Here is a 23,272-nt window from a genome sequence, read left to right as displayed (position 1 = left end):
CACCGGCGTTCTTCGACGCACCGGGGACCGGCGCACGCGGTCGGGTTCGACTCTGTTCGCTCAAGTGGCCGTGGGCTCCCGCCCGCGCCGATAGGCTCGACCCATGCCTCGACCTGACGGACGAACCCCGAACCAGCTACGCCCGGTGCGTATCACGCGCAACTGGCTGCGGCACGCCGAAGGATCCGCGCTCATCGAGTTCGGCGAGACCCGCGTCCTGTGCGCCGCGACCGTGGAGGAAGGCGTCCCCCGGTGGCGCCGCGGCACGGGAGAGGGGTGGGTCACCGCCGAGTACGCCATGCTTCCCCGTGCCACCGACACCCGCGGCACGCGCGAGTCCGTCAAGGGCAAGATCGGTGGCCGCACCCACGAGATCTCCCGACTCGTCGGGCGTTCGCTGCGCGCGGTCATCGACTTCAGGGCGATGGGTGAGCACACCATCACCCTCGACTGCGACGTCCTCCAGGCCGACGGCGGCACCCGCACCGCCGCCATCACCGGCGCGTACGTGGCCCTCGTCGACGCCGTCAAGCACCTGCGCAGGCAGCGCAACCTCAAGAACAACCCGCTGACCGGATCGGTCGCCGCGGTCAGCGTCGGCATCATCCAGGGGCAGCCCCGGCTCGACCTGAACTATCTCGAGGACTCGGTGGCGCAGACCGACATGAACGTCGTCGTCACCGGAGCCGGGGAGTTCATCGAGGTCCAGGGCACGGCCGAAAGCGCTCCCTTCGACCGGAAGCTCCTGGACTCCCTCCTCGACCTGGCCGTCGCCGGGTGCGCCGAACTCACCGAGATCCAGAAGAAGGCACTGGCAGATTGAGCCGTATCGACACTCTCGTACTCGCCACCCGAAACCCCAAGAAGGTCCCCGAGCTGCGCGCGATCCTGGCCGACGCCGGACTCGACGTCGAGGTCCGCGGTCTCGACGGGTATCCGGACGCGCCCGAGGTGGCCGAGACCGAACCGACCTTCACCGGCAACGCCCTGCTCAAGGCCAGGGCGATCACCGCGCACACCGGTCTCCCGGCCGTCGCGGACGACTCCGGGCTACGCGTCGACGAGCTGAACGGCATGCCCGGTGTCCTGTCCGCCCGGTGGTCGGGCAGGTTCGGGACGGAGAGCGGCGACCGGGATTCCGCCAATCTCGTGCTCGTCCTCGACCAGCTCGCCGACACTCCGCCGCAGCGGCGCGGCGCCGAGTTCGTCTGCGCCGCCGCACTGGTGCTGCCCACCGGGGAGGAGCACGTCGTCGAGGGGGTGCTCCGCGGCAGTCTGATCGCCGAGCCCCGGGGCGCGAACGGCTTCGGCTACGACCCGATCTTCGTGCCCGAGGGGGAGACGCGGACGACCGCGGAGATGACTCCGGAGGAGAAGAACGCGGTCAGCCACCGCGGTACCGCGTTCCGGGCCCTCGCCAGGAAGGTGCGCGACCTCGGCTGACCGGGTGGGCGACACGTCGGGTGCGGGCAATCTTTGGGTCATGGGCCGGCAAGCCCGTCGGGACGGTGGGGACGCCGACGGCGGGGTGAGGTCAACCACGCCCCACGTCGGTCAAAGACCGGGTAACCGCGCGGAACGGGGAGGGTCAACAGCCGTCCGCTCCGTTCCGACGGGCCGGTTTGCGTCTCCCCGGGCATGGGGTAGTGTTCTTTGAGCCGGGACGGAAAAGGCACACAGCCTGATCCGCAACGGCACCGACCGGGAGGCGGGGCGGTCAGAGCACCGAACTCGGGCGGGTAGAATCAGCAGGCACGGATGACCGGGAACTGAACTCCTCGGGTTTCGAGTGGAGGGCAGCCGGGTCCGAAGCCTCGCGGAGTGAGGCTGACGCGATGCGTTCAGCCCCCCGTAGTCCCTCTCGGTGGCAGAACTCGACTCGTTCGACAACGCCACGACCGTCTCCTGAGATGTCGTCGCTTCGGCTTCGGCGTCCCCGGGAGTGGGAGGAGTTCGGGACCTCATTCCGCGGTCGCGGGACCGAGGCACCGATTTGGTGCGGTGGTCGAAGAGCGATAAAGTGAAGGAGCAACGGAGCGGAACGGCGGAATGGTTTCCGCGGGGAAACTCCGGCCGGTTTCTTCTCCGGTGGTTTTCCGGATCGGCGCGAATTTGCGCCGGGGCGGGGAGCTGCTAGAGTCGGAACCGACAACGAAGCGGGAATGCCGCGGCTGGGGAAGAGCCTGGTGGCTTGTGGACGGTCGGCGGTTGTTTCTTGAGAACTCAACAGCGCGTGTTTGTTTTTACAGCCGAGTTTGTGATTTTGGCTCCTGCCACTCCTTCGGTTTGAGGGGGTGGGGGTTCCTTTGATCGGCACCCTGGTTTGGGTGTCTGGTCGGGATGAGCCTCTGTTTCAGGTTTGCCGCCTCCGGGGTTGCTCGGGGGTTGGTGTTTGGCCTTTGATGGAGAGTTTGATCCTGGCTCAGGACGAACGCTGGCGGCGTGCTTAACACATGCAAGTCGAGCGGTAAGGCCCCTTCGGGGGTACACGAGCGGCGAACGGGTGAGTAACACGTGAGTAACCTGCCCCTGACTCTGGGATAAGCCCGGGAAACCGGGTCTAATACCGGATATGACTCCTGCCTGCATGGGTGGGGGTGGAAAGTTGTTTCGGTTGGGGATGGGCTCGCGGCCTATCAGCTTGTTGGTGGGGTGATGGCCTACCAAGGCGATGACGGGTAGCCGGCCTGAGAGGGCGACCGGCCACACTGGGACTGAGACACGGCCCAGACTCCTGCGGGAGGCAGCAGTGGGGAATATTGCGCAATGGGCGGAAGCCTGACGCAGCGACGCCGCGTGGGGGATGACGGCCTTCGGGTTGTAAACCTCTTTTACCACTGACGTAGGCTTCCAGTGTTCTGGGGGTTGACGGTAGGTGGGGAATAAGGACCGGCTAACTACGTGCCAGCAGCCGCGGTAATACGTAGGGTCCGAGCGTTGTCCGGAATTATTGGGCGTAAAGAGCTCGTAGGCGGCTTGTCGCGTCTGCTGTGAAAGCCCGGGGCTTAACTTCGGGTGTGCAGTGGATACGGGCAGGCTTGAGGTAGGTAGGGGAGACTGGAATTCCTGGTGTAGCGGTGAAATGCGCAGATATCAGGAGGAACACCGGTGGCGAAGGCGGGTCTCTGGGCCTTACCTGACGCTGAGGAGCGAAAGCGTGGGGAGCGAACAGGATTAGATACCCTGGTAGTCCACGCTGTAAACGTTGGGCGCTAGGTGTGGGGACTTTCCACGGTTTCCGTGCCGTAGCTAACGCATTAAGCGCCCCGCCTGGGGAGTACGGCCGCAAGGCTAAAACTCAAAGGAATTGACGGGGGCCCGCACAAGCGGCGGAGCATGTTGCTTAATTCGACGCAACGCGAAGAACCTTACCAAGGTTTGACATCACCGGTAATCCTGCAGAGATGTGGGGTCCTTCGGGGATCGGTGACAGGTGGTGCATGGCTGTCGTCAGCTCGTGTCGTGAGATGTTGGGTTAAGTCCCGCAACGAGCGCAACCCTTGTTCCATGTTGCCAGCACGTGATGGTGGGGACTCATGGGAGACTGCCGGGGTCAACTCGGAGGAAGGTGGGGATGACGTCAAGTCATCATGCCCCTTATGTCTTGGGCTGCAAACATGCTACAATGGCCGGTACAGAGGGCGTGCGATGTCGTGAGGCGGAGCGAATCTCTTAAAGCCGGTCTCAGTTCGGATTGGGGTCTGCAACTCGACCCCATGAAGGTGGAGTCGCTAGTAATCGCGGATCAGCAACGCCGCGGTGAATACGTTCCCGGGCCTTGTACACACCGCCCGTCACGTCACGAAAGTCGGCAACACCCGAAACGCGTGGCCTAACCCTTCGGGGAGGGAGCGTGTGAAGGTGGGGCTGGTGATTGGGACGAAGTCGTAACAAGGTAGCCGTACCGGAAGGTGCGGCTGGATCACCTCCTTTCTAAGGAGCTTTTCGAGCCAACCGTTTTGTCGATGGGTTGGCGGGCTCGTGAGTGGAACCAGCTCTGGTGTCGCCGGTTGTCGGTGGCCGGGGTCTGGTACTCGGTTGTGAGAGCGAACTTCCCCTGCTGGGTCTTTGTGGTCTGGTGGGGGCGCGCTGTTGGGTGTCTGAGGGAGCAACCGTGTTTCCTTGGTGTCCTGCCCGGGTGGGTGGGGTGCTGGGTGGTTGTTTCCGCGGGTGCCATCCCGACGAACTCCGGGTGGGGTTTGGTTGGACGTGGGTCTGGTTGGGTCCTGTCTGGTGGTGGTCGGGTGTGTGGTGTGTGTTTTGATTTGTGGATAGTGTGCGCGAGCATCTTGTTTCTGTGGTGGCCAAGCGAGAGTGGCATACGGTGGATGCCTTGGCACCAGGCGCCGATGAAGGACGTGGGAGGCCGCGATAGTCCACGGGGAGTTGTCAACCGGGCGTTGATCCGTGGGTGTCCGAATGGGGAAACCTGGCGTGCGTTATGGCACGTCGCCGCTGTCTGAATGTATAGGGCAGTTGGTGGTGACGCGGGGAAGTGAAACATCTCAGTACCCGCAGGAAGAGAAAACAACAGTGATTCCCTGAGTAGTGGTGAGCGAAAGGGGATGGTGGCTAAACCGCATGCGTGGTAAAGACGGCAGTCGTTGCGTGTGTGGGGTTGTGGGGCGTGTCTGTCTGGGTCTGCCGGCCTGGAGCGCTTGTGTCGTGGGTAGTCGAAACCGGTGGGAAACGGTACCGGAGTGGGTGAGAGTCCCGTAGGCGAAGCCTGTCGGCATGGTGTTGGATGTGTTCCCGAGTAGCGCGGAGCCCGAGGAATTCCGTGTGAATCTGGCAGGACCACCTGCTAAGCCTGAATACGTCCTGGTGACCGATAGTGGACGAGTACCGTGAGGGAAAGGTGAAAAGTGCCCCGGTGAGGGGTTGTGAAAGAGTACCTGAAACCGTGTGCTGTCAAGCCGTCAGAGCCTGTCTTTTGGGGTGGGTGATGGCGTGCCTTTTGAAGAATGAGCCTGCGAGTCATGGTGTGTGGCGAGGTTAACCCGGGTGGGGGAGCCGTAGCGAAAGCGAGTCTGAAGAGGGCGTTTGAGTCGCATGCTGTGGACCCGAAGCGGGGTGATCTACCCATGTCCAGGGTGAAGCGGGGGTAAGACCTCGTGGAGGCCCGAACCCACCAGGGTTGAAAACCTGGGGGATGAGGTGTGGGTAGGGGTGAAAGGCCAATCAAACTCCGTGATAGCTGGTTCTCCCCGAAATGCATTTAGGTGCAGCGTTGCGTGGTGCTTGCCGGAGGTAGAGCGACTGGTTGGCTGATGGGCCCGACAAGGTTACTGAGGTCAGCTAAACTCCGAATGCCGGTGAAGTTGAGCGTGGCAGTGAGACTGCGGGGGATAAGCTTCGTGGTCGAGAGGGAAACAGCCCAGATCATCGGCTAAGGCCCCTAAGCGTGTGCTAAGTGGGAAAGGTTGTGTAGTTGCTGAGACAGCCAGGAGGTTGGCTTAGAAGCAGCCATCCTTGAAAGAGTGCGTAATAGCTCACTGGTCGAGTGATTGTGCGCCGATAATGTAGCGGGGCTTAAGCACACCGCCGAAGCCGTGGATGCCAGGTTTTCCTGGTGTGGTAGGGGAGCGTCCTGCGTGGGGTGAAGCCGTGGAGTGATCCGGGGTGGACTGCGTGGGAGTGAGAATGCAGGCATGAGTAGCGAAACACGCGTGAGAAACGTGTGCGCCGATTGACTAAGGGTTCCTGGGGCAGGTTAATCCGCCCAGGGTGAGTCGGGGCCTAAGGCGAGGCCGACAGGCGTAGTCGATGGATAACGGGTTGATATTCCCGTACCCGTCCGCATGCGCCCGATACCGAGGCTTCTGATGCTAACCACCACCGGCGCTGCTGTTGTCTTCGGATGATGGTGGGTGTCGGCGTGGGGTCCGAGGAGGTAGTAGGTAAGTGATGGGGTGACGCAGGGGGGTAGCTCTACCGGGCGGTGGTTGTCCCGGGTCAAGCGTGTAGCCCGGAGTGCAGGTAAATCCGTGCTCCGTTACAGGGGTGAGGCGTGATGTCGAGGCGTTGAGCCGAAGTGAGTGATCCCGTACTGTCGAGAAAAGCCTCTAGCGAGTGTGTGGGCGGCCCGTACCCGAAACCGACGCAGGTGGTCTGGTAGAGAATACCGAGGCGTTCGGGTGAACCATGGTTAAGGAACTCGGCAAATTGTCCCCGTAACTTTGGGAGAAGGGGAGCCCTGTCTGGTGATGGACTGTGCGTCCGGAGCTGGGTGGGGTCGCAGAGGCCAGGGGGAAGCGACTGTTTACTAAAAACACAGGTCCGTGCGAAGTCGTAAGACGCGGTATACGGACTGACGCCTGCCCGGTGCCGGAACGTTAAGAGGACCGGTTAGACCTTCGGGTCGAGGCTGGGAATCTAAGCGCCGGTAAACGGCGGTGGTAACTATAACCATCCTAAGGTAGCGAAATTCCTTGTCGGGTAAGTTCCGACCTGCACGAATGGCGTAACGACTTCCCCGCTGTCTCAACCGTGGGCCCGGTGAAATTGCACTACGAGTAAAGATGCTCGTTTCGCGCAGCAGGACGGAAAGACCCCGGGACCTTCACTACAGCTTGACATTGGTGTTTGGGATGGTTTGTGTAGGATAGGTGGGAGCCGGTGAAGCTCGGACGCTAGTTCGGGTGGAGGCGTTGGTGAAATACCACTCTGGCTGTTTCGGGCATCTAACCTGGGGCCGTGATCCGGTTCGGGGACAGTGTCTGGTGGGTAGTTTAACTGGGGCGGTTGCCTCCTAAAGGGTAACGGAGGCGCCCAAAGGTTCCCTCGGCCTGGTTGGCAATCAGGTGGTGAGTGTAAGTGCACAAGGGAGCTTGACTGTGAGACGGACGTGTCGAGCAGGTGCGAAAGCAGGGACTAGTGATCCGGCGTCGGCGTGTGGAAGCGGCGTCGCTCAACGGCTAAAAGGTACCCCGGGGATAACAGGCTGATCTTCCCCAAGAGTCCGTATCGACGGGATGGTTTGGCACCTCGATGTCGGCTCGTCGCATCCTGGGGCTGGAGTTGGTCCCAAGGGTTGGGCTGTTCGCCCATTAAAGCGGCACGCGAGCTGGGTTTAGAACGTCGTGAGACAGTTCGGTCCCTATCCGCTGCGCGCGTTGGAGACTTGAGAAGGGCTGTCCCTAGTACGAGAGGACCGGGATGGACGAACCTCTGGTGTGCCAGTTGTCCCGCCAGGGGCATGGCTGGTTGGCTACGTTCGGGAGAGATAACCGCTGAAAGCATCTAAGCGGGAAGCTTGCTTCGAGATGAGGTCTCCTTCCACTTCGAGTGGGTAAGGCTCCCCAGAGATGATGGGGTTGATAGGCTGGATGTGGAAGCCCTGTGAGGGGTGGAGCTGACCGGTACTAATCGGCCGAGGGCTTGTCCACCGCAGATGCTGGGTGCTCGCGCACGTTGTTCATGTTGAGGTTTCCTGCTTGCATGCCTTTGTTGGGTGTGTGGGTGGGTGTGAGGGTTACGGCGGTCATAGCGGGCGGGGTCCACCCGGTCCCTTTCCGAACCCGGTAGTTAAGCCGTCCAGCGCCGATGGTACTGCCTCTTTGGTGGGGTGGGAGAGTAGGTCGCCGCCGTACACAGTGTTGGAGAGGGGCCGCCCCCGCAAGGGGCGGCCCCTCTCTTTTTTGCGTTGGGGGTAGTCCCCTGTTGGTGTTGGTTCGGGAAGAACGGAAAGAGAACCGAGCGGGCCCGTCCCGAGAAGGCCTCGGGCGCCCTGGACCGGGCGGAGTCGGACAGCACCGCTCCAGAGCCGCCTCGGGGATTCCCGGCAGCCCGCGAACAGCGGGAAGCATGTCCGGGACGGCCCGGGGCAGGCTGACAGTACCCGTCCGCTGCTCCAAGGGCTATAGGCTCAATGATCAACACGACATCCGCTGAGCAGGGGGTGCAGGGATTGGTGACGAGCAACGGTGCAGCCAGGCAGATCAGCCAGTACAGACTGGACAACGGGCTTCGGCTGATCACCGCCCCGGCGGCCACGGGCCAGGTGGCCGCGGTCAACCTGTGGTACGGGGTCGGCTCCAGGCACGAGGTCCCCGGGCGGACCGGGTTCGCCCACCTCTTCGAGCACCTCATGTTCGAGGGCAGCGGCAACGTGCCCAAGGGTGAGCACTTCAAGGTGATCGAGGCACTCGGAGGGGAGCTCAACGCCTCCACCTCCAGCGACCGCACCAACTACTACGAGACGGTCCCCGAGCCGGCGCTCGACCTCGCCCTGTGGCTGGAGGCGGACCGGCTCGCCACCCTGCGCGACGGCGTGACCCAGGAAGTCCTGGACAACCAGCGTGACGTGGTCAAGAACGAGCGCCGCCAGCGCTACGACAACCAGCCCTACGGAACGGCCTTCGAGCGCATCCTCGCGCACGCCTACCCCGAGGGGCACCCCTACCACCACCCCACCATCGGCTCCATGGCGGACCTGGACGCCGCGGACCTGGACTACGTGCTCTCCTTCCACAAGGCGCACTACGGTCCGGACAACCTCGTCCTCACCGTGGTCAGCTCCCTGGAGCCGGAGGACGTGCGGGAGCGCGTCGCACGCTACTTCGGCGGCATTCCCGCCCGGGAGACCGTGGCCACCGCACCCGACGCCTCCCTCGAGGGCCCCATCGGTTCCAAGAGCCTGGTCGTCGAGGAGCAGGTGCCCGCCCCCGCCGTCTTCGTGGTCCACCGGGTCCCCCCGTACGGCACACGCGAGTTCGACGTCATGAACCTCGCCTCCGCGGTGCTCGGCCAGGGCCAGGGCAGCCGCCTCTACCGCAGGCTCGTCGTCGAACGCGGACTCGCCAACGACGACGGCGGCGCCTCCTCGGATCTGTTCGACTTCCGCTACACCCAGTCCCTCTTCTTCATCAGCATGATCGCCCGCGACGGGGTGAGCGGGGAGGAACTCGAAACCGCCGTCTTCGAGGAGACCGCGGCGCTGGCCGACGGGATCGGCGAGGACGAGCTGGAGCGGGCGCGCGCGGTCCTGGAACGCGACCACTTCCAGAGCATCTCCACCCCCGCCGGCCTCGCCAACACGCTCAGCAGCTACACCCAGCTCTTCGACGACCCCGAACTCGTCTACACCTGGCCGGAGCGCTGGGCCTCCATCACCGCCGACGAGGTCGTGGACTACGCCAAACGGCTGCTCACTCCGGAGAACCGGTTCTCGCTCCGCTACGAGGTCGCCACGTCCGAGGCAGCCGAGAAAGCCGAAGCCTGATCCCGCCGCATCCGATCCACGCCCACTCTGACGCAGCCAGAGAAGTCGAGGGAGAGTCCTCTTGAGCAGCCTCCAGCCACGCCCCGCACTCGGTGAGCCGGTCCGCTACACCTTCCCCAAGCCCACCCGGATCAAGGTCGGCAGCGGGACCGTCGTCGCCGTCGACCTTCCCGGCCAGCCCTACGCCGCCGTGCGGCTGATCCACCCCGCGGGCGCGATCAACGAAGCCCACGAGCACATGGGCGTCGCCATACTCGTCGGCGAGTCGCTCGAGGACGGTGTTGACGGCAACAGCTCGCTCGCCCCCGCCCTGGAGCGCTACGGAGCCGAATGGGTGGGCCGTGTCGGCTGGGACAGCTTCATCACCGGTGTGGACGCGCCCGCCAGGCGGCTCAAGGACGCGGTGTCGCTGCTGGCCGAGGCCGTCCGCACGCCGGCCCTGCGCTCCGACGACATCGTGCGCCGCCGCGACCAACTGGTGGAGCGGTTCCGGCTGGAGAACTCCGTCGCCTCCACCCTCGCCAGCCGAGCCGTCGGCAGTCAGCTCTTCACCGGCCGCTACGCGGTCCCGCCCAGCGGAGGCGACGTCTACCAGCAGCGGCTCACCCCCGAGATCGCGCGGAGCTTCCACGCCGACAACATCGCCTCGGTGGCCGGAACGCTGGTCATCGTCGGGGACCTGACGGGAGTGAACCTGGAGGAGCTCGGCGCGGCCGTCTTCGGCGACGCCGCTCCCACCCCGCAGCGGCACACCGCCGCCCCCGGGGCCGCCCCCGGGGAGCGGCCCCGCATCGTCATCCTGGACCGTCCCGGCTCGGTGCAGTCCGCGTTCGTGCTGGCGCACCGGGCACCGGCGCGCTCCGAGGTCGACCTCCCCCGCGTCGAGGGCATGAGCGACGTGCTGGGCGGCATGTTCACCTCGCGTCTCAACCTGGAACTGCGGGAGAAGCACGGCTACACCTACGGTGTCGGAAGCCGGTTCGATCTGCGTCGCGACAGCGGTGTCTTCGTGATCAGCACCCAGGTGAACGCGCCCACCACCGCCCACTCGATCACCGTGACCCTGGAGCAGATCGCCGAACTCCAGCGGAAGGGAGTCACCGAGAGCGAGCTCCAGGCGGTCCGCGAATCCCACACGCTGGGACTGCCCGTCGCCTATGCCAGCGCCGGCCGCATGGCCTGGGCGCTGATCGAGATGGTCGTGTACGACCTGCCCGAGGACCACGTGGACCGGATGCGGGCCGGATACGAGCAGTTGACCGCCGAGGACCTGAACCGGTCCGCCCGCGAGCACCTGCACCCCGACGACGCGGTGGTGGTCGTCGCGGGCGACGCCGCATCGCTGCGGGGACCGCTGGAGGAGATCGGTTTCGGCCCGGTGAGCGTCCAGGACCCCGACACACTTTGGGGCTGATCCGGTTTCAAACCGTTTTGGCTGGCAAAACCCCCCAAGAGGCGGAAAGTGTGGCGTGTGACGCAGCCCATAGGAGATAACAAAAGTGAACCTAAGTGGCTGTAATGTGGCAACTACCTGCTCTGACGTCTGTTGGCGTTGGTATAACCGAAAGACGCGCTCCTCGTCCGTCTCGACCACCGTAAACAGTCCACAGGAGGCCGCCATGGCCCACGATCTGATGTTCTGAAGCCGTGTCCATCGAACAGCCTCCAACAGAGCGGCCGAAAACCGAATCCGCCGATTCCTCACCCCCTGTCGCGGTCGATGACCAGTCCGGGGACGAACGCGTACTCGCGGGCCGCTACAGCCTGCGTGAGCCCGTCGGCCGCGGCGGTGTCGGCACGGTGTGGCGGGCCACCGATCTCGTCCTCGGCCGGGAGGTCGCGGTCAAGGAGCTGCGTCTCCCCGACGACCTGACCGAGGACGAACGCAACTCGCTGCTGCGCCGCACCACGCGCGAAGCGCGGGTGGCGGGTCGGCTCAACCATCCCAACCTGGTCACCGTCCTGGACGTGGTCAACGAGGACGGGCGTCCCTGGATCGTGATGGAGCTGGTCGTGGCGCGCACGCTCGCCGAGATCATCGACATCGCGGGGCCGCTGCCCTACCCCAGGGTCGCCGAGATCGGCCTCCAGTTGATCAGCGCGCTCAAGGCCGCCCACGACGAGGGCATCGTGCACCGGGACGTCAAGCCCGAGAACGTCATGATCAGCGAGGACGGTCGGGTCGTGCTGACCGACTTCGGGCTGGCCGCGTGGACCGGGGAGTCCGCGCTGAGCAGTTCGGGGCGCATCATCGGCTCCCCGTCGTACCTGCCGCCCGAGCGCGCCAAGGCCGGTCCCGTGGGACCGCCCTCGGACCTGTGGTCCCTGGGCGCCACCCTGTACGCGGCGGTCGAAGGGCACCCGCCGTACGACCGCAAGGGCTACATCGCGATCCTGCGCGGGGACGACCTGGAGGAGCCCGCGCCCGCGGCCAACGCGGGACCGCTGGCGCCGGTGCTGGCGGGCCTGCTCAAGGTCGCCCCCGATGCGCGGTTGACCGCCGAGAACGCCACCGCGATGCTGCGTATCGCCTCTCTGGCGCCGTGGGCCCCGGAGACCAGCCCGGAGACCGCGGCACGCAGCGCCGAGGCCGTTCGGCAGGAGACCGAGGAGAAACTGTCCGCGGTCGACCACTTCCGGGCGGGCGCCGAGGTGATCCGCAACAACCTGCACGAACAGGTCAGCCACGTCTCCGACGCGCTGCACCGGCACCGCCCGGAGTCGGTGAGCACCCTGCTCACCTCCATCCGCGAGTCGACCGACGCCCTGGGACTGACCAGTTCCGGCAGGCACCGCAGCGACAGGAGCCGAAAGAAGCAGGTGGCGGTGGTGGCCTGCGTGGCGGTCTTCGTCCTGGTCCTGCTCTCCGTGGTCCTGTGGGCGCTGGTGTTTCGCGCCTAGACCCAGTCGTGCGGAAGAGAAGGGGGCGCGGGTTGCTGATCCCGCGCCCCCTTCGCGCTGCCGCCCGTCCGTTCCACGGCGGAACCGGGGACGACGGGCACACGCCCGGTGTGCGCAGGGGTGCGGAAGGGTTCCCTTTCCGCACCCCGTGGTGTCGGTTGTTCTCGTAGGGCCGGCGGGATTCGAACCCGCACTGTACGGCACCTAAAGCCGCCGCCTCCTGCCGTTGGGCTACGGCCCCGTGGCTCGGTCCTCCCGTGGCTGGGGGAGAACACGAAGGTTGTCTTTCTGAGAGTGGCAGTTCACACGTGAAGAACGCAAGTCGTGCGGAGGACCCACGCGGTCGTGCCCTCGGATGTGCGGGGAGGGCGGGCGGAGGTGCGGCGGAGCCGGTCTGTTGCGGTGCGGCGGAGCCCTACAGTCCCAGGTCGCGCTTGATCCGGTCGACGTGGCCGGTGGCCCGCACGTTGTAGTAGGCCTTCTCCACCGTGCGGCCCGCGGAGATGACGAAGGTGGAACGGATGACGCCCTGCACGGTACGGCCGTAGTTCTTCTTCTCGCCGAAGGCTCCGTAGGAGGTGAGGACCGCACGGTCGGGATCGCTGAGCAGGGGGAAGGTCAGACCCTCCTGCTCCACGAACTTGGCGAGGCGGGCGGGGGAGTCGGGGGACACGCCCAGGACGGTCAGCCCCGCGCCGTCGAAGGCGTGCAGGTTGTCCCGGAAGTCGCAGGCTTCGGTGGTGCAGCCGGGAGTCATGGCGGCCGGATAGAAGTACAGCACCACACGGTCGTGCTCCTTGAGCACCTCGCTGAGGGTGACGGAGGCGCCGTCAGCGCTGTCCAGAGTGAAGTCGGGGGCGATGTCACCGGGTTGCAGACGGATGGCGGTCTCGCTCAACGTGGACTCCTCGAGGTTCGGGGACTCTTCGCCAATCACTTGTTTTCCACCCTAGTGCGCGAACCGGATGCCAGAGTGGGGAAGCATGGAGGCGACCGGCCGAAATGCCGGAGCGGAGGAGGGGGTCCGGATTGTGCGGCGGAGTCGAAACGCTTCGGACTCGACGGCCTCCGGCAGGACTTCTTCGCCTTAAGGTTGACCAAGCCCACCTCTTGTCAAGCCGGACACCACAGACCCGCGGATCGGTCGCACAGGGCTTCGCGGTTCGGACGGTCGCCGGTGGGGCGGGCCGAAGCATCCCCCCAGCTTCGTGTTCGAGGAGTTGACCAACGATGCCCAGTTACACCCTGGACGAGGTCCGCAGCCGCGTGTGCCGGGAACGCGATTCCTGGTGGACGGTGTGGGCGGTCGATCCGATCGCGCTTCGTCTGGTCCGCCTGGTCGCCAACCGGACGTCGATCACGCCCAACCAGTTGACGGTGACGGTCCTGCTGCTGGGGCTGGGAGCGGCGGCCTGCTTCGCACTGGGCCAGTGGCCGTTCCTGATCGTCGGCGCGGTCCTGTACCACCTGTGCTTCCTCGTGGACTGCATGGACGGCAAACTGGCGCGGTTGACCGACCAGGAGTCGCTGTTCGGCTCCTGGATGGACTACGTCTTCGACCGGTTCCGGGTGCTGGTGTGCGCGATCGCGCTCATGGGGGGCCAGTACGTCCTGACCGGCCGGGTCGTCTTCGTCTGGCTGGCGTTGGCTGTGGTGTTCTGCGACATGCTGCGCTACCTGAACGCGCTGCAGGTGTACAAGGTGCGCCGGGAGATGCGGTCGCGCCTGGCCGGGGTGCTGGAGTGGGCGCGGGCGACGCTGTCGATGCTGGAGCCCGACGACCCCGCCCGGGTGGGGCGGCCGATGAGCGACACGGGCGAACAGGCGGTCCTCAGGCACGGAATCTCGGTGCTGGAACAGCTACTGCGGTCGCAGGCGGAGCGGGAGAACCGCGCCGACCGGGACACGGGCAAACAGCCGGACGTGAGATTGCCGAGAGTGGACCTGCACGAGGGGTTCCGGAACCGGTTCCCCTGGTACCAGAGGTTCTGGGACTTCCTCAGGGCACGACGTATCCGCACCCACCTGGTGAGCGGGATCGAATTCCAGATCGCGGTGTTCGTGCTGGCTCCGCTGGCAGCGGTGTTCTCGGCCGCGGCGGTCGTCTGGATCACCGTGGCCGCGGGTGTTTTGCTTCTCGCTTTCGAGATCTTGATCGTCTATAAACTGTGGTTGTCCACGCTGGACTTCTTTCGGGTGGTGGACGGGATCGAGAGCGCGCTGCGGCTCACGCGCACGCCTGGCGAAGAAGTCATCAACCAGACCCCGGATGAGAGTCCGTCGCAGGCCACCCTGCGGTAGCGGAAGGAGGCGGCTGTATGCAAGGACGCGACCCCGCGAGTCCGCAACGCGACCCGGCGGCCGTGCAGGCGGAGATCGAGCAGGTGCAGCAGCGACTGGCGGCGTCGATCGACGCGCTCGCCGATCGGGCCAACCCCAAGAACGCCGCCAGACGCGGACTGGACAGGGTGCGTCAGGCCGGTGGCCACTTGGCCGAGGAGGCGCGCGCGCTGCTGGCCGGAGACCCGGTGCGCCGCGGCAGCAGCCGACTGGTCCCGCCCGATGAGGGCGCCGTCCTCGTCAGCGGTGAGGACGAGGTGGTGACCGAGTACGAGCTGCGTCAGCCGCCCTCTCCCGTGCTGCTGATCGGAGTGGGCGTCGGAGTCGCTGTCGCCGTGGGCGTGCTGGTCGCGCTCCGTCGGCGACGCAGGCGCTGACCCCACGGTGTGTGGCGGCGGGGTCCGCCGGGGCAGCCCCCGGCGGACCCCGCCGTCGTGTCACGGGTCAGAGGAACGTCTTCGCCTCGCCCCGGTAGGTGGGGACGCTGGCGGTGACGTGGTCCCCGTCCACGAGGTGCAGCCGGTCGAAGTGCTCGCACAGTTCTCCGGCCTTGGCGTGCCGCATCCAGACGAGGTCGCCGATGGCGAGGGAGTCGGCGGCGGCCCCGAGCAGCGGGGTCTGGACCTCCCCCGCCCCCTCGGAGGTGCTGAGGCGCAGCCCGGGGGGCAGGTGGGGCTGCGGGAGCCGCGCCGGGTCGGCGGTGCCCGACGCGATATAGCCGCCGCCCAGGGCCGTGGCCACGCCGGGAGCGGGGCGGCGGACGACGGGGAGGGCGAAGAGGGCCGCGGGCTGCCGGGCGACCGACCGATAGTGGTCGAAGAGCCGGGGTTGGTACAGACCGGAGCCCGCGGCGACCTCGGTGACGGCGCGTTCCCGGCTGGTGCTGTGCAGGCTTCCGGTTCCTCCGCCGTTGACGAAGCGCAGGTCGGCGACCTCGCGGACGGCCCGGACGACGGCGGCGCGGCGGCGGGCGAGCTCCCGGCGGGAGCGGTGCTGGACCCAGCGCAGGGCGGTGCCGTAGAGGGGGCGGCCGGGAGGGGCGTCGCCCACGCCGGCGATCTGGGCCTCGTAGGCCATGACGCCGTCGAGACGCAGTCCCGGACGGCGGACGACGGCGCGGGCCAGCTCCGCGGCCTGTCGGGGGGTGCGGATCGGGGAGCGGTGGGCGCCGACGCGGACGCGGGGACCGAGCGGCTGCCAACTGGTGTCGATGTCGATGCACACCTTCACCGGGGCGGCCGGGGCGGGCGCGGCGGCGGTGATGAGGTCGAGGTGGCCCACGGAGTCGATCATGAGGGTGATCCTGGCCGCGGCCTCGGGGTCGGCGGCGAGTCGGGCGACGGCGTGGAGGTCGGCGGTGGGGTAGGCGACGAGGACGTCGGAGGCGAAGTCGGCGCTGCCGGGGTCGGTGGCCAGCCAGAGCGCCTCGTCGAGGGTGTAGGCCATGATCCCGGAGAAACCGGGCATGGCGAGGATCTCGCGGAGCAGGTGGCGGCAGCGGACGGACTTGCTGGCGACGCGGACGGGCGTTCCGTCCGCACGGCGGACCAGGTCGGCCGCGTTGGCGCGCAGGGCGGCCAGGTCGACGATGGCGAAGGGGGCGCGCAGGTGGGAGGTGGCCGTCTCGTACCGTTCGCGGACGCTGCTCATGGCACGAGCATCCCACAGCCATCCGAAACTTTTTCATGTTTCGGGGGGCGGGAAGAGCCGTCCCCGGCGGGGACCGGCGGGTTCATCCCCGCCGAACGGGACGGACACGGTTACCCTGGAAGCCCATGAGACCGGATGGATGCAGCCGTTCCCTTGTCGAAAGTCCCCTGAACCATGAGTGATCGCGAGTTCGTGCTGACGCTGTCGTGCCCCGACAGCCGTGGAATCGTCGCGGCGGTGGCGAATCTGCTCACCGCCCACAGGTGCAACATCGAGGAGAGCCAGCAGTACGGCGACCACTACACGGGTCGGTTCTTCATGCGCGTGCAGCTCACGGCCGAAGACCCCGCGGTGAGCGAGGACGTGCTGCGGGGAGCCCTGGCGGCGCTGGCGGCCGAGTACGGGATGGACTGGAACCTGTGGCGGCGCGAGGCGCGCACGCGGGTGCTGGTGATGGTCTCCAGGTTCGGGCACTGCCTGAACGATCTGCTGTACCGCCAGCGCAGCGGTCTGCTGAACGCCGAGATCACGGCCGTGGTGTCCAACCATCCGGATCTGGAGTTCCTCGCCGACTCCTACGGGGTGGACTTCCACCATCTGCCGGTGACCCCGGAGACCAAGCCGGAGCAGGAGGCGCGGCTGCTGGAGCTGGTCCAGGGCTACGACGTCGACCTGGTGGTGCTGGCCCGGTACATGCAGGTGCTCTCCGAGGACCTGTGCCAGAAGATGTCGGGGCGGATCATCAACATCCACCACTCCTTCCTGCCGAGTTTCAAGGGCGCCCGCCCCTACCACCAGGCGCACGCCCGCGGGGTGAAGCTGATCGGAGCGACGGCGCACTACGTGACGGCCGACCTCGACGAGGGGCCGATCATCGAGCAGGAGGTCGTGCGGGTCGACCACACCTTCAGTCCGGAGCGGCTCACCGCGGTGGGACGCGACCTGGAGTCGGTGGCGCTGGCGCGCGCGGTGAACTGGCACGCCGAGCACCGGATTCTGCTGAACGGCGGCAAGACGGTGGTGTTCCGCTGACGGTGGCCTGACCCCTCCCGGTCGGCGCCCGAAGGCGCCCCCGGACGGGGAGCGGCAGGACACCCGGCGGGGCGGTGCTTCTCGCGGTCCCGCCCGGCCTCGGCGGCGATACGCCTCCCGGACGCGGCTCTCCCGGGGAGCCGCTCTGCCCTGCGATAAGTTGGTCACTCTGCGTGTTTGAGCAGGTGTTTCGGGTGGCAGTGGAGGGGCTGGCGCGCACCAAGTGGCGAAAGTCACAAAAATCACCGTGTGTTGACAGGCGTAAGCGGTGTCCTCGCAGGTGAGAGGTGTTCGAGAACGGTTCGGACATTGCGCCACAAATCTGGTGCGCGATTGCGGTGTGTCCGGGTGCTGACATCGGCCTGGTCGGGGGTAGGCGCACTGGAACTGCTCCCCGCCGCACCGATCAAAAGGTGGGGAAACGGGTAAAGCACACAGACTTCACGAAGGTATCGGGGTGGAAGAGCGAGTCGGGGCGTCGACACGCGGTCGGCGTCCAGAGATTGGGGGACAGGCATGACGACGGTGGAAGAGGTGTTGGGCCGTTCGGAGACGAGCAGCACCGGACGGGCCGATCGCGTGGCCGTGCGTACGTTCCGGCCGTATCGCTCGTGGGCGGCCCTGGTCGCCGGAGGGCTGCTCGTGACGGTGACCGGACTGGCCGCGGCGGAGGTCATCTCCGCGCTCGTGGGAAGCCCGCTCAGCCTGCTGCCGGTGGACCGGACGGCCGAGTACACCTCCGGCGCGCGGTGGAGCGATCCCGCGGTGCAGGTGGCCTCGGCCGTCCTGGTGCTGGTCAGTCTGCTGCTGATCGCGCTGGCCCTGGTGCCGGGGTGGGGGCGCGGGATGGCGTGGCACCCCCATGACCCGGCGTTTGTCGCCGGGGTCTCCAGGGCGACGCTGCGCCGCACCCTGGCCGCCGCGGCGCGGGAGGTGGACGGTGTGCGGGACGCGCGCGTCACACTGACCCGCCGTCGCGTGAAGGTGCGTGTCGACACCGAAACGCACCGCGCAGCGGAACTGTCCTCGGCGATCCAGCAGGCCGTGGAGCACAAGATCGTCGAACTGTCTTTGGTCAGGGAGCCGAGGGTGCGGGTGCAGGTACACCACACCAGGGGATGAAGGCGACAGCGTCGGGCCCCGGACCCGCAACCGCGGCGGTACGGCGCCCACGGAGGCGGGCGACGGGAGCGGGCGCCGCGGGCCGACCCCGGCCGCGACCGTGCCCCGCACGCGGGAGGAGGCGGCGCCGGAGCCGCGGAAGCGTCCCGGCGCCGGAGGCAGAACCCCCGGGAGCCGCTCAGGCGAGCAGCGCCTCCATGACCGCCTCGGTGTCGGACAGGTCGTCCAGGACGGTGGTGGCGCCCGCGGCGCGCAGGGTGTCCGCGTCGCAGTAGCCGGTGGCGACCGCGACGACGCGAGCACCGCCCTCCAGGGCCGCGCGGACGTCGTTGGGGGTGTCACCGACAAGGACGGTGGTGGCGGGGGTGAACTCCAGACCGGTCGCCTCGTGCACCCGCCGTCGGGCGATGCCGACCAGCTCGGAGCGGTTCCAGTGGTCGTCGCCGTAGCCGCCCAGTCGGGTCTCCACCAGAGACTCCAGGCCGAACGCCTGGAGTTTGTGGTGGGCGTTGCCAACCGCGTTCCCGGTGAGCAGGGAGGAGAGGACGTCGGGAGAGGCGGCGCAGCGCTCCAGGGCCTCGCGGGCACCGGGCAGGACCCGGCCGCGGGCGCGCAGTTCGGTCGCCCGGCGGCGGAACTCGACGTCCTGCAGCCGCAGGAAGCGGGGGAACCCCTCGGCGAGGTGCGTCAGGTTGTTGACCGCGAGGGTGTCGAGGAACCACTGCCATTCGGTGCGCCCGGGCCCCCGTGAGGGAACGTAGTCGTCGAGGCCGCTGAAGGCGGTGAACGCGGCGGAGAACACCGACCCTCCCACAGACTCCACATCCACCAGGGTCTTGTCGATGTCCCACAGGACCAGCCGTTCGCCCATTCACCCTCTCCTCGAAACGTCGGGACAACGGTAACCGAGATCTCCGGCCGCGGTCACCGTGTTTGGTCCCGGAAGATCCGGGGGCCGGCCACGGACCTGCGTTCGGGAGGCTCTGCCGGCGGAGCGCGCAACGGGCCGCGCCACGGGACCGGCGAAGATCCGTGGTCGGCCGTGGAGGCGCACCGGGGAACCGGAGGAAAATGTCACCACTCCCCGTTACGTTTCTGCCATGAACAGAAACCTCTTCGTCAATCTGCCGGTCGGAGACCTCAAGAGGTCGATGGACTTCTTCACCGAACTCGGCTTCGACTTCGACACCCGGTTCACCGATGCCAACGCCGCCTGCATGGTCGTCAACGGCAACAGCTTCGTCATGCTGCTGGCCGAGGACTTCTTCACGCAGTTCACCGGAAAGAGGATTGTCGACGCCGCCACGCACACCGAGGTCATCGTCACGCTGTCCGCCGACAGCAGGCAGCAGGTGGACGACCTGGTCAACAAGGCGTTCGAGGCCGGGGCCCGGCCGTCCGCCGACCCCGTCGAGCACGAGGGCATGTACGCGTGGAGCTTCCAGGACCTCGACGGACACCTGTGGGAGGTGCTCCACATGGACCCGAAGACGCTGACGGAGTAGCCGGGGACGGCGGAGAGCCGGTGCCCTCCGAGGGGCATCCGGTCCCCGACGGTCCCGGTTTCCCCGTCGAAACACCGCCGGTGCGGACGGCCGGGTGTCCGCACCGAAGAATCCGCTGGTCGCTCACTGAAGGAGTCGGCGCGGTTGTTCCCTCCGGCCGGAACAGAACGCGGAGGAGGGAGAGAACCGAGACGGAAACGCCGGTGGAAATCAGAAAGGGGTCTGGCCACGCCAGACCCCTGCGGATTGTGGTGTCGGACACCGAGGAGCGCCCGCTACAGCCCCGGGTAGAGGGGGTGCTTGGCGGTGAGCGCCCGAACCCGGGCGCGCAGCGCCCCGGCGTCGAACCCGGGCTTGAGCGCCTCGGCGATGATGTCGGCGACCTCGGTGAAGTCGGCGTCGTCGAAACCGCGGGTGGCCAGCGCCGGAGTGCCGATGCGCAGTCCCGAGGTGACCATGGGCGGCCTCGGGTCGTTGGGAACCGCGTTGCGGTTGACCGTGATGCCGATCTCGTGCAGCCGGTCCTCGGCCTCCTGGCCGTTCAGCGGGGAGTTGACCAGGTCCACCAGGACCAGGTGCACGTCGGTGCCGCCGCTCAGGACACGCACCCCCGCCTCCGCGACGTCGGACCGGGTGAGCCGCTCGGCGAGAATCCTCGCGCCCGCGAGGGTGCGGCGCTGCCGGTCGGCGAACTCCTCGCCCGCCGCGACCTTCAACGCCACCGCCTTGGCGGCGATCACGTGCTCCAGCGGACCGCCCTGCATGCCCGGGAACACCGCCGAGTTGATCTTCTTGCCCAGATCGGCCCTGGACAGGATGAGTCCGCCGCGCGGACCGCCCAGCGTCTTGTGCGTGGTGGTGGTCACCACGTCGGCGTGGGGCACCGGGTTGGGGTGCAGCCCCGCCGCGACCAGGCCGGCGAAGTGCGCCATGTCCACCATGAGCAGGGCGCCCACCTGGTCGGCGATCTGCCGGAACCGGGCGAAGTCCAGTTGGCGCGGGTAGGCCGACCAGCCCGCGATGACCAGCTTGGGCTGGTGCTCCTTGGCCAGCGCCTCGACCTCGTCGTAGTCGACCAGGCCGTCGGACTCGCGTACGTGGTAGGCCACGGCGTTGAGGACCTTGCCGGAGTAGTTGATCCGCATGCCGTGGGTCAGGTGCCCGCCGTGCGCCAGGTCCAGACCGAGAATGGTGTCGCCCGGCTGCAGCAGCGCGAAGTACACGGCGGTGTTGGCCTGCGCTCCCGAGTGCGGCTGCACGTTGGCGTGCTCGGCACCGAACAGCGCCTTGGCGCGGTCGATGGCGAGCTGCTCGACGACGTCGACGTGCTCACACCCGCCGTAGTAGCGGCGACCCGGGTAGCCCTCGGCGTACTTGTTGGTCAGGACCGTGCCCTGCGCCTCCAGGACCGCCCGGGGAGCGAAGTTCTCGGAGGCGATCATCTCCAGGGTGTCGCGTTGGCGGGCGAGCTCGGCGTCCACGGCGGCCGCGACCTCCGGGTCGAGCTGCGCCAGCGACTGGTTGAGCGGATTACTCTCGGCGGTCATGGATTCCTTAACCTTCGCCTTCGGTGAGCTGCGTGTACTGCTCCGGGCTGAGCAAATCGGCGGGGTCTTCCGCGAGCTCCACCTTGAACAGCCAGCCCCGGCCGTAGGGGTCGGAGCCGATCAGTTCGGGATCGTCCACCGCTGCCTGGTTGACGTCGACGACCTCTCCGTTGACCGGTGAGTAGAGTTCGCTGACCGACTTGTGGGACTCGATCTCGCCACAACTGTCACCCGCGGTGACGGTCGATCCGACCTCCGGGGGCTCGACGTAGACGATATCCCCCAGCGCCTCGGCGGCGAAGGCGGTGATACCGACGGTGGCGATGTCCTCGTTGACGGCCACCCACTCGTGCTCCTTGGTGTAACCCAGCTCTGCGGGAACGCTCAATTCAACTCTCCAGGAGTGTTGTCCATTATCCAGCAGTGCACACTGCGTGTGCCGCCCCGACGGGTCCCGCCGACCTCGGCAGGACAGACAGTACCCACCCAGGCGGGAGTCTCTACGCCTCCCGCCTGTAGAAGGGCAGATCCACCACATCCACGGCCTCGGCCCGACCGCGCACGTCCACGGTGAACTCGCCGCCGGACAGGTCGGTTCCCGCGTCGACGGCCGCGATCGCGATGGGCTTTCCCAGTGTGGGGGAGGGCGCCCCGCTGGTGACGACGCCGACGGGAACACCGTCGCGCAGCACCCCGTATCCCTTGCGGGGCACGCGGCGGCCCCGACCGACGAGACCGACGAGCGTCTGGGTGGGACCCGAGGCGGCGCGGGCGGTGAGCGCCGCGCGTCCGACGAAGTCTCCCGGCTTGTCGAGTCGGACCACGCGGCCCAGTCCCGCCTCGTAGGGGGTGAGGCTGGTGTTGAGTTCGTTGCCGTACAGCGGCATCCCCGCCTCCAGACGCAGGGTGTCGCGGGCCGCCAGACCGGCGGGCAGCAGCCCGAGCGGCTGTCCGGCCTTGGCCAGCGACTCCCACACCCCCGGGGCCTCGTTGCCGGGGGTGACGAAGATCTCGAAGCCGTCCTCGCCGGTGTAGCCGGTCCGCGCCACAAGCGCCGGAACCCCCGCGACGGTGCACCGCCGGGCGGCGTAGTAGCCGATCCCGGACAGCTCGGCGTCGGTGAGCGGGGCGAGGATCTCCGCGGCCCGGGGACCCTGGACCGCGATCAGCGCGTACCCGGCGGACTCGTCGGTGACGGTCGCGTCGAAGCCCTCGGCGCGCTCGGTCAGCGCGGCGACGACGGTGTCGGTGTTGGCCGCGTTGGCGACGACGAGGTACTCGTCGTCGGCCAGCCGATAGACGATGAGGTCGTCGAGCACGCCCCCGTGCTCGGCGACGACCATGGTGTAGCGCGCGCGTTCCACGGCGAGTGTGGACAGCCGTCCCACCAGCGCGTAGTCGAGGAACTCGGCGGCCTGCGGGCCGCGGACCCGGATCTCCCCCATGTGGGAGAGGTCGAACAGGCCCGCCGCCTCGCGGACCGCCCGGTGCTCGGCGCCCTCACTGCCGTAGCGCAGCGGCATCAGCCATCCGGCGAAGTCGACCAGGGTGGCGCCGAGCGCCGTGTGGACCTCGTGCAGAGGGGTGGTGCGGACACCGCCGATCGGAGCCTGACTCATGGACACTCCTGGAAGAGGGTGGGTGTGAACGAAGGCTGTTGACTGCCATCCTCCCCCGCTGTCGTCGTCACCGAGGAGTCGCGCCGCGCGAACGGTCCGCGCCTTCGGCGAGGGACACGTCACACCGCGCGGCTCCACCGGCCGGAGCGCCCGTGCGCCCGAGACGTCCTTTCCGGGGAGGAGGCGTTCCTCCGGCTGTCCGAGCCGACCGTCCGGGCGCTCTCCCGCACCGGCGTCCGGTGTCTTCAGCGTAGCAGCGCGCCGTCCGCGGGCAAGGAGCACCGGTGTCCCGGCGGGTGGCCTCCCGGGGCCGCCCGCCGGGCGTCCGCGGAC

Annotated in this window: 16 protein-coding genes, 1 tRNA gene and 3 rRNA genes; 13 read left to right on the top strand and 7 right to left on the bottom strand. The window is 67.4% G+C overall.

Annotation, left to right across the window (positions count from 1 at the left end; genetic code table 11):
• The first annotated feature begins 103 nt into the window (after positions 1-103).
• From rph to NI17_RS14780, 8 genes are all read left to right on the top strand, one after another.
• The gene (gene rph, locus NI17_RS14815; RefSeq protein ID WP_084012674.1) at positions 104-823 is read left to right on the top strand and encodes a ribonuclease PH; all 720 of its coding nucleotides are present in this window, start codon (positions 104-106) and stop codon (positions 821-823) included.
• Entirely contained in the window at positions 820-1,443 is a 624-nt protein-coding gene (gene rdgB / locus NI17_RS14810; RefSeq protein WP_068692328.1) for an RdgB/HAM1 family non-canonical purine NTP pyrophosphatase, read from the top strand. Before rph ends, rdgB begins: the two co-directional genes overlap by 4 nt.
• Positions 1,444-2,399: 956 nt before the next feature.
• Positions 2,400-3,933 (top strand): 16S ribosomal RNA (locus tag NI17_RS14805).
• A gap of 368 nt (positions 3,934-4,301) precedes the next feature.
• Positions 4,302-7,389: ribosomal RNA gene (locus NI17_RS14800) — 23S ribosomal RNA — on the top strand.
• Positions 7,390-7,475: 86 nt separating this feature from the next.
• Positions 7,476-7,592, top strand: a 5S ribosomal RNA gene (gene rrf, locus NI17_RS14795).
• Together the 16S, 23S and 5S rRNA genes form the textbook arrangement of a ribosomal RNA operon.
• Positions 7,593-7,912: 320 nt before the next feature.
• Positions 7,913-9,223, top strand: a complete 1,311-nt coding sequence (locus NI17_RS14790) for a M16 family metallopeptidase (RefSeq protein ID WP_068689075.1) — start codon at positions 7,913-7,915, stop codon at positions 9,221-9,223.
• Positions 9,224-9,284: 61 nt separating this feature from the next.
• On the top strand, positions 9,285-10,637 hold the full coding sequence (locus NI17_RS14785; RefSeq protein ID WP_068688478.1) for a M16 family metallopeptidase: 1,353 nt from the start codon (positions 9,285-9,287) through the stop codon (positions 10,635-10,637).
• Positions 10,638-10,870: 233 nt separating this feature from the next.
• Positions 10,871-12,124 (top strand): serine/threonine-protein kinase, encoded by a 1,254-nt coding sequence (locus NI17_RS14780; protein ID WP_234401689.1) that lies wholly within the window; start codon positions 10,871-10,873, stop codon positions 12,122-12,124.
• Positions 12,125-12,291: 167 nt separating this feature from the next.
• Here NI17_RS14780 and NI17_RS14775 read toward each other — a convergent pair.
• A tRNA-Leu gene (locus NI17_RS14775) sits at positions 12,292-12,365 on the bottom strand.
• A 174-nt stretch (positions 12,366-12,539) separates the two neighbouring features.
• Positions 12,540-13,022, bottom strand: a complete 483-nt coding sequence (gene bcp / locus NI17_RS14770) for a thioredoxin-dependent thiol peroxidase (RefSeq protein WP_068689079.1) — start codon at positions 13,020-13,022, stop codon at positions 12,540-12,542.
• A gap of 332 nt (positions 13,023-13,354) precedes the next feature.
• Between bcp and NI17_RS14765 the strand changes: the two genes are divergently transcribed.
• Positions 13,355-14,425 carry a CDP-alcohol phosphatidyltransferase family protein gene (locus tag NI17_RS14765; RefSeq protein WP_068688482.1) on the top strand — a complete coding sequence of 357 codons (1,071 nt, stop codon included), beginning with the start codon at positions 13,355-13,357 and terminating at the stop codon, positions 14,423-14,425.
• A 17-nt stretch (positions 14,426-14,442) separates the two neighbouring features.
• Entirely contained in the window at positions 14,443-14,841 is a 399-nt protein-coding gene (locus NI17_RS14760) for a DUF3618 domain-containing protein (protein WP_068688484.1), read from the top strand.
• Positions 14,842-14,908: 67 nt separating this feature from the next.
• Here NI17_RS14760 and NI17_RS14755 read toward each other — a convergent pair whose 3' ends face one another.
• Complete coding sequence (locus NI17_RS14755) at positions 14,909-16,114, bottom strand: amino acid deaminase/aldolase (RefSeq protein WP_119268023.1); 1,206 nt, start codon at positions 16,112-16,114, stop codon at positions 14,909-14,911.
• Positions 16,115-16,288: 174 nt separating this feature from the next.
• Between NI17_RS14755 and purU the strand changes: the two genes are divergently transcribed.
• Positions 16,289-17,146 carry a formyltetrahydrofolate deformylase gene (gene purU, locus NI17_RS14750; RefSeq protein ID WP_068688491.1) on the top strand — a complete coding sequence of 286 codons (858 nt, stop codon included), beginning with the start codon at positions 16,289-16,291 and terminating at the stop codon, positions 17,144-17,146.
• Between the two features lie 516 nt (positions 17,147-17,662).
• Positions 17,663-18,268 carry a DUF6286 domain-containing protein gene (locus tag NI17_RS14745; RefSeq protein WP_068688494.1) on the top strand — a complete coding sequence of 202 codons (606 nt, stop codon included), beginning with the start codon at positions 17,663-17,665 and terminating at the stop codon, positions 18,266-18,268.
• Between the two features lie 178 nt (positions 18,269-18,446).
• Here NI17_RS14745 and NI17_RS14740 read toward each other — a convergent pair whose 3' ends face one another.
• A complete protein-coding gene (locus NI17_RS14740) occupies positions 18,447-19,139 on the bottom strand; it encodes an HAD family hydrolase (RefSeq protein ID WP_068688495.1) in 693 nt (230 codons plus the stop codon).
• A gap of 229 nt (positions 19,140-19,368) precedes the next feature.
• Between NI17_RS14740 and NI17_RS14735 the strand changes: the two genes are divergently transcribed.
• A complete protein-coding gene (locus tag NI17_RS14735; protein WP_068688497.1) occupies positions 19,369-19,773 on the top strand; it encodes a VOC family protein in 405 nt (134 codons plus the stop codon).
• A 275-nt stretch (positions 19,774-20,048) separates the two neighbouring features.
• Here NI17_RS14735 and NI17_RS14730 read toward each other — a convergent pair whose 3' ends face one another.
• From NI17_RS14730 to gcvT, 3 genes are all read right to left on the bottom strand, one after another.
• The gene (locus NI17_RS14730) at positions 20,049-21,320 is read right to left on the bottom strand and encodes a serine hydroxymethyltransferase (RefSeq protein ID WP_068688499.1); all 1,272 of its coding nucleotides are present in this window, start codon (positions 21,318-21,320) and stop codon (positions 20,049-20,051) included.
• Between the two features lie 7 nt (positions 21,321-21,327).
• On the bottom strand, positions 21,328-21,708 hold the full coding sequence (gene gcvH / locus NI17_RS14725; protein ID WP_068688500.1) for a glycine cleavage system protein GcvH: 381 nt from the start codon (positions 21,706-21,708) through the stop codon (positions 21,328-21,330).
• Between the two features lie 112 nt (positions 21,709-21,820).
• The gene (gene gcvT / locus NI17_RS14720) at positions 21,821-22,939 is read right to left on the bottom strand and encodes a glycine cleavage system aminomethyltransferase GcvT (RefSeq protein WP_068688502.1); all 1,119 of its coding nucleotides are present in this window, start codon (positions 22,937-22,939) and stop codon (positions 21,821-21,823) included.
• Positions 22,940-23,272 lie beyond the last annotated feature (333 nt).

The sequence above is a fragment of the Thermobifida halotolerans genome (assembly GCF_003574835.2).
GTDB classification, from domain to species: domain Bacteria; phylum Actinomycetota; class Actinomycetes; order Streptosporangiales; family Streptosporangiaceae; genus Thermobifida; species Thermobifida halotolerans.
Note: the sequence above shows the minus strand (reverse complement) of the source record. Positions and strands in the feature narration are given on the sequence as shown.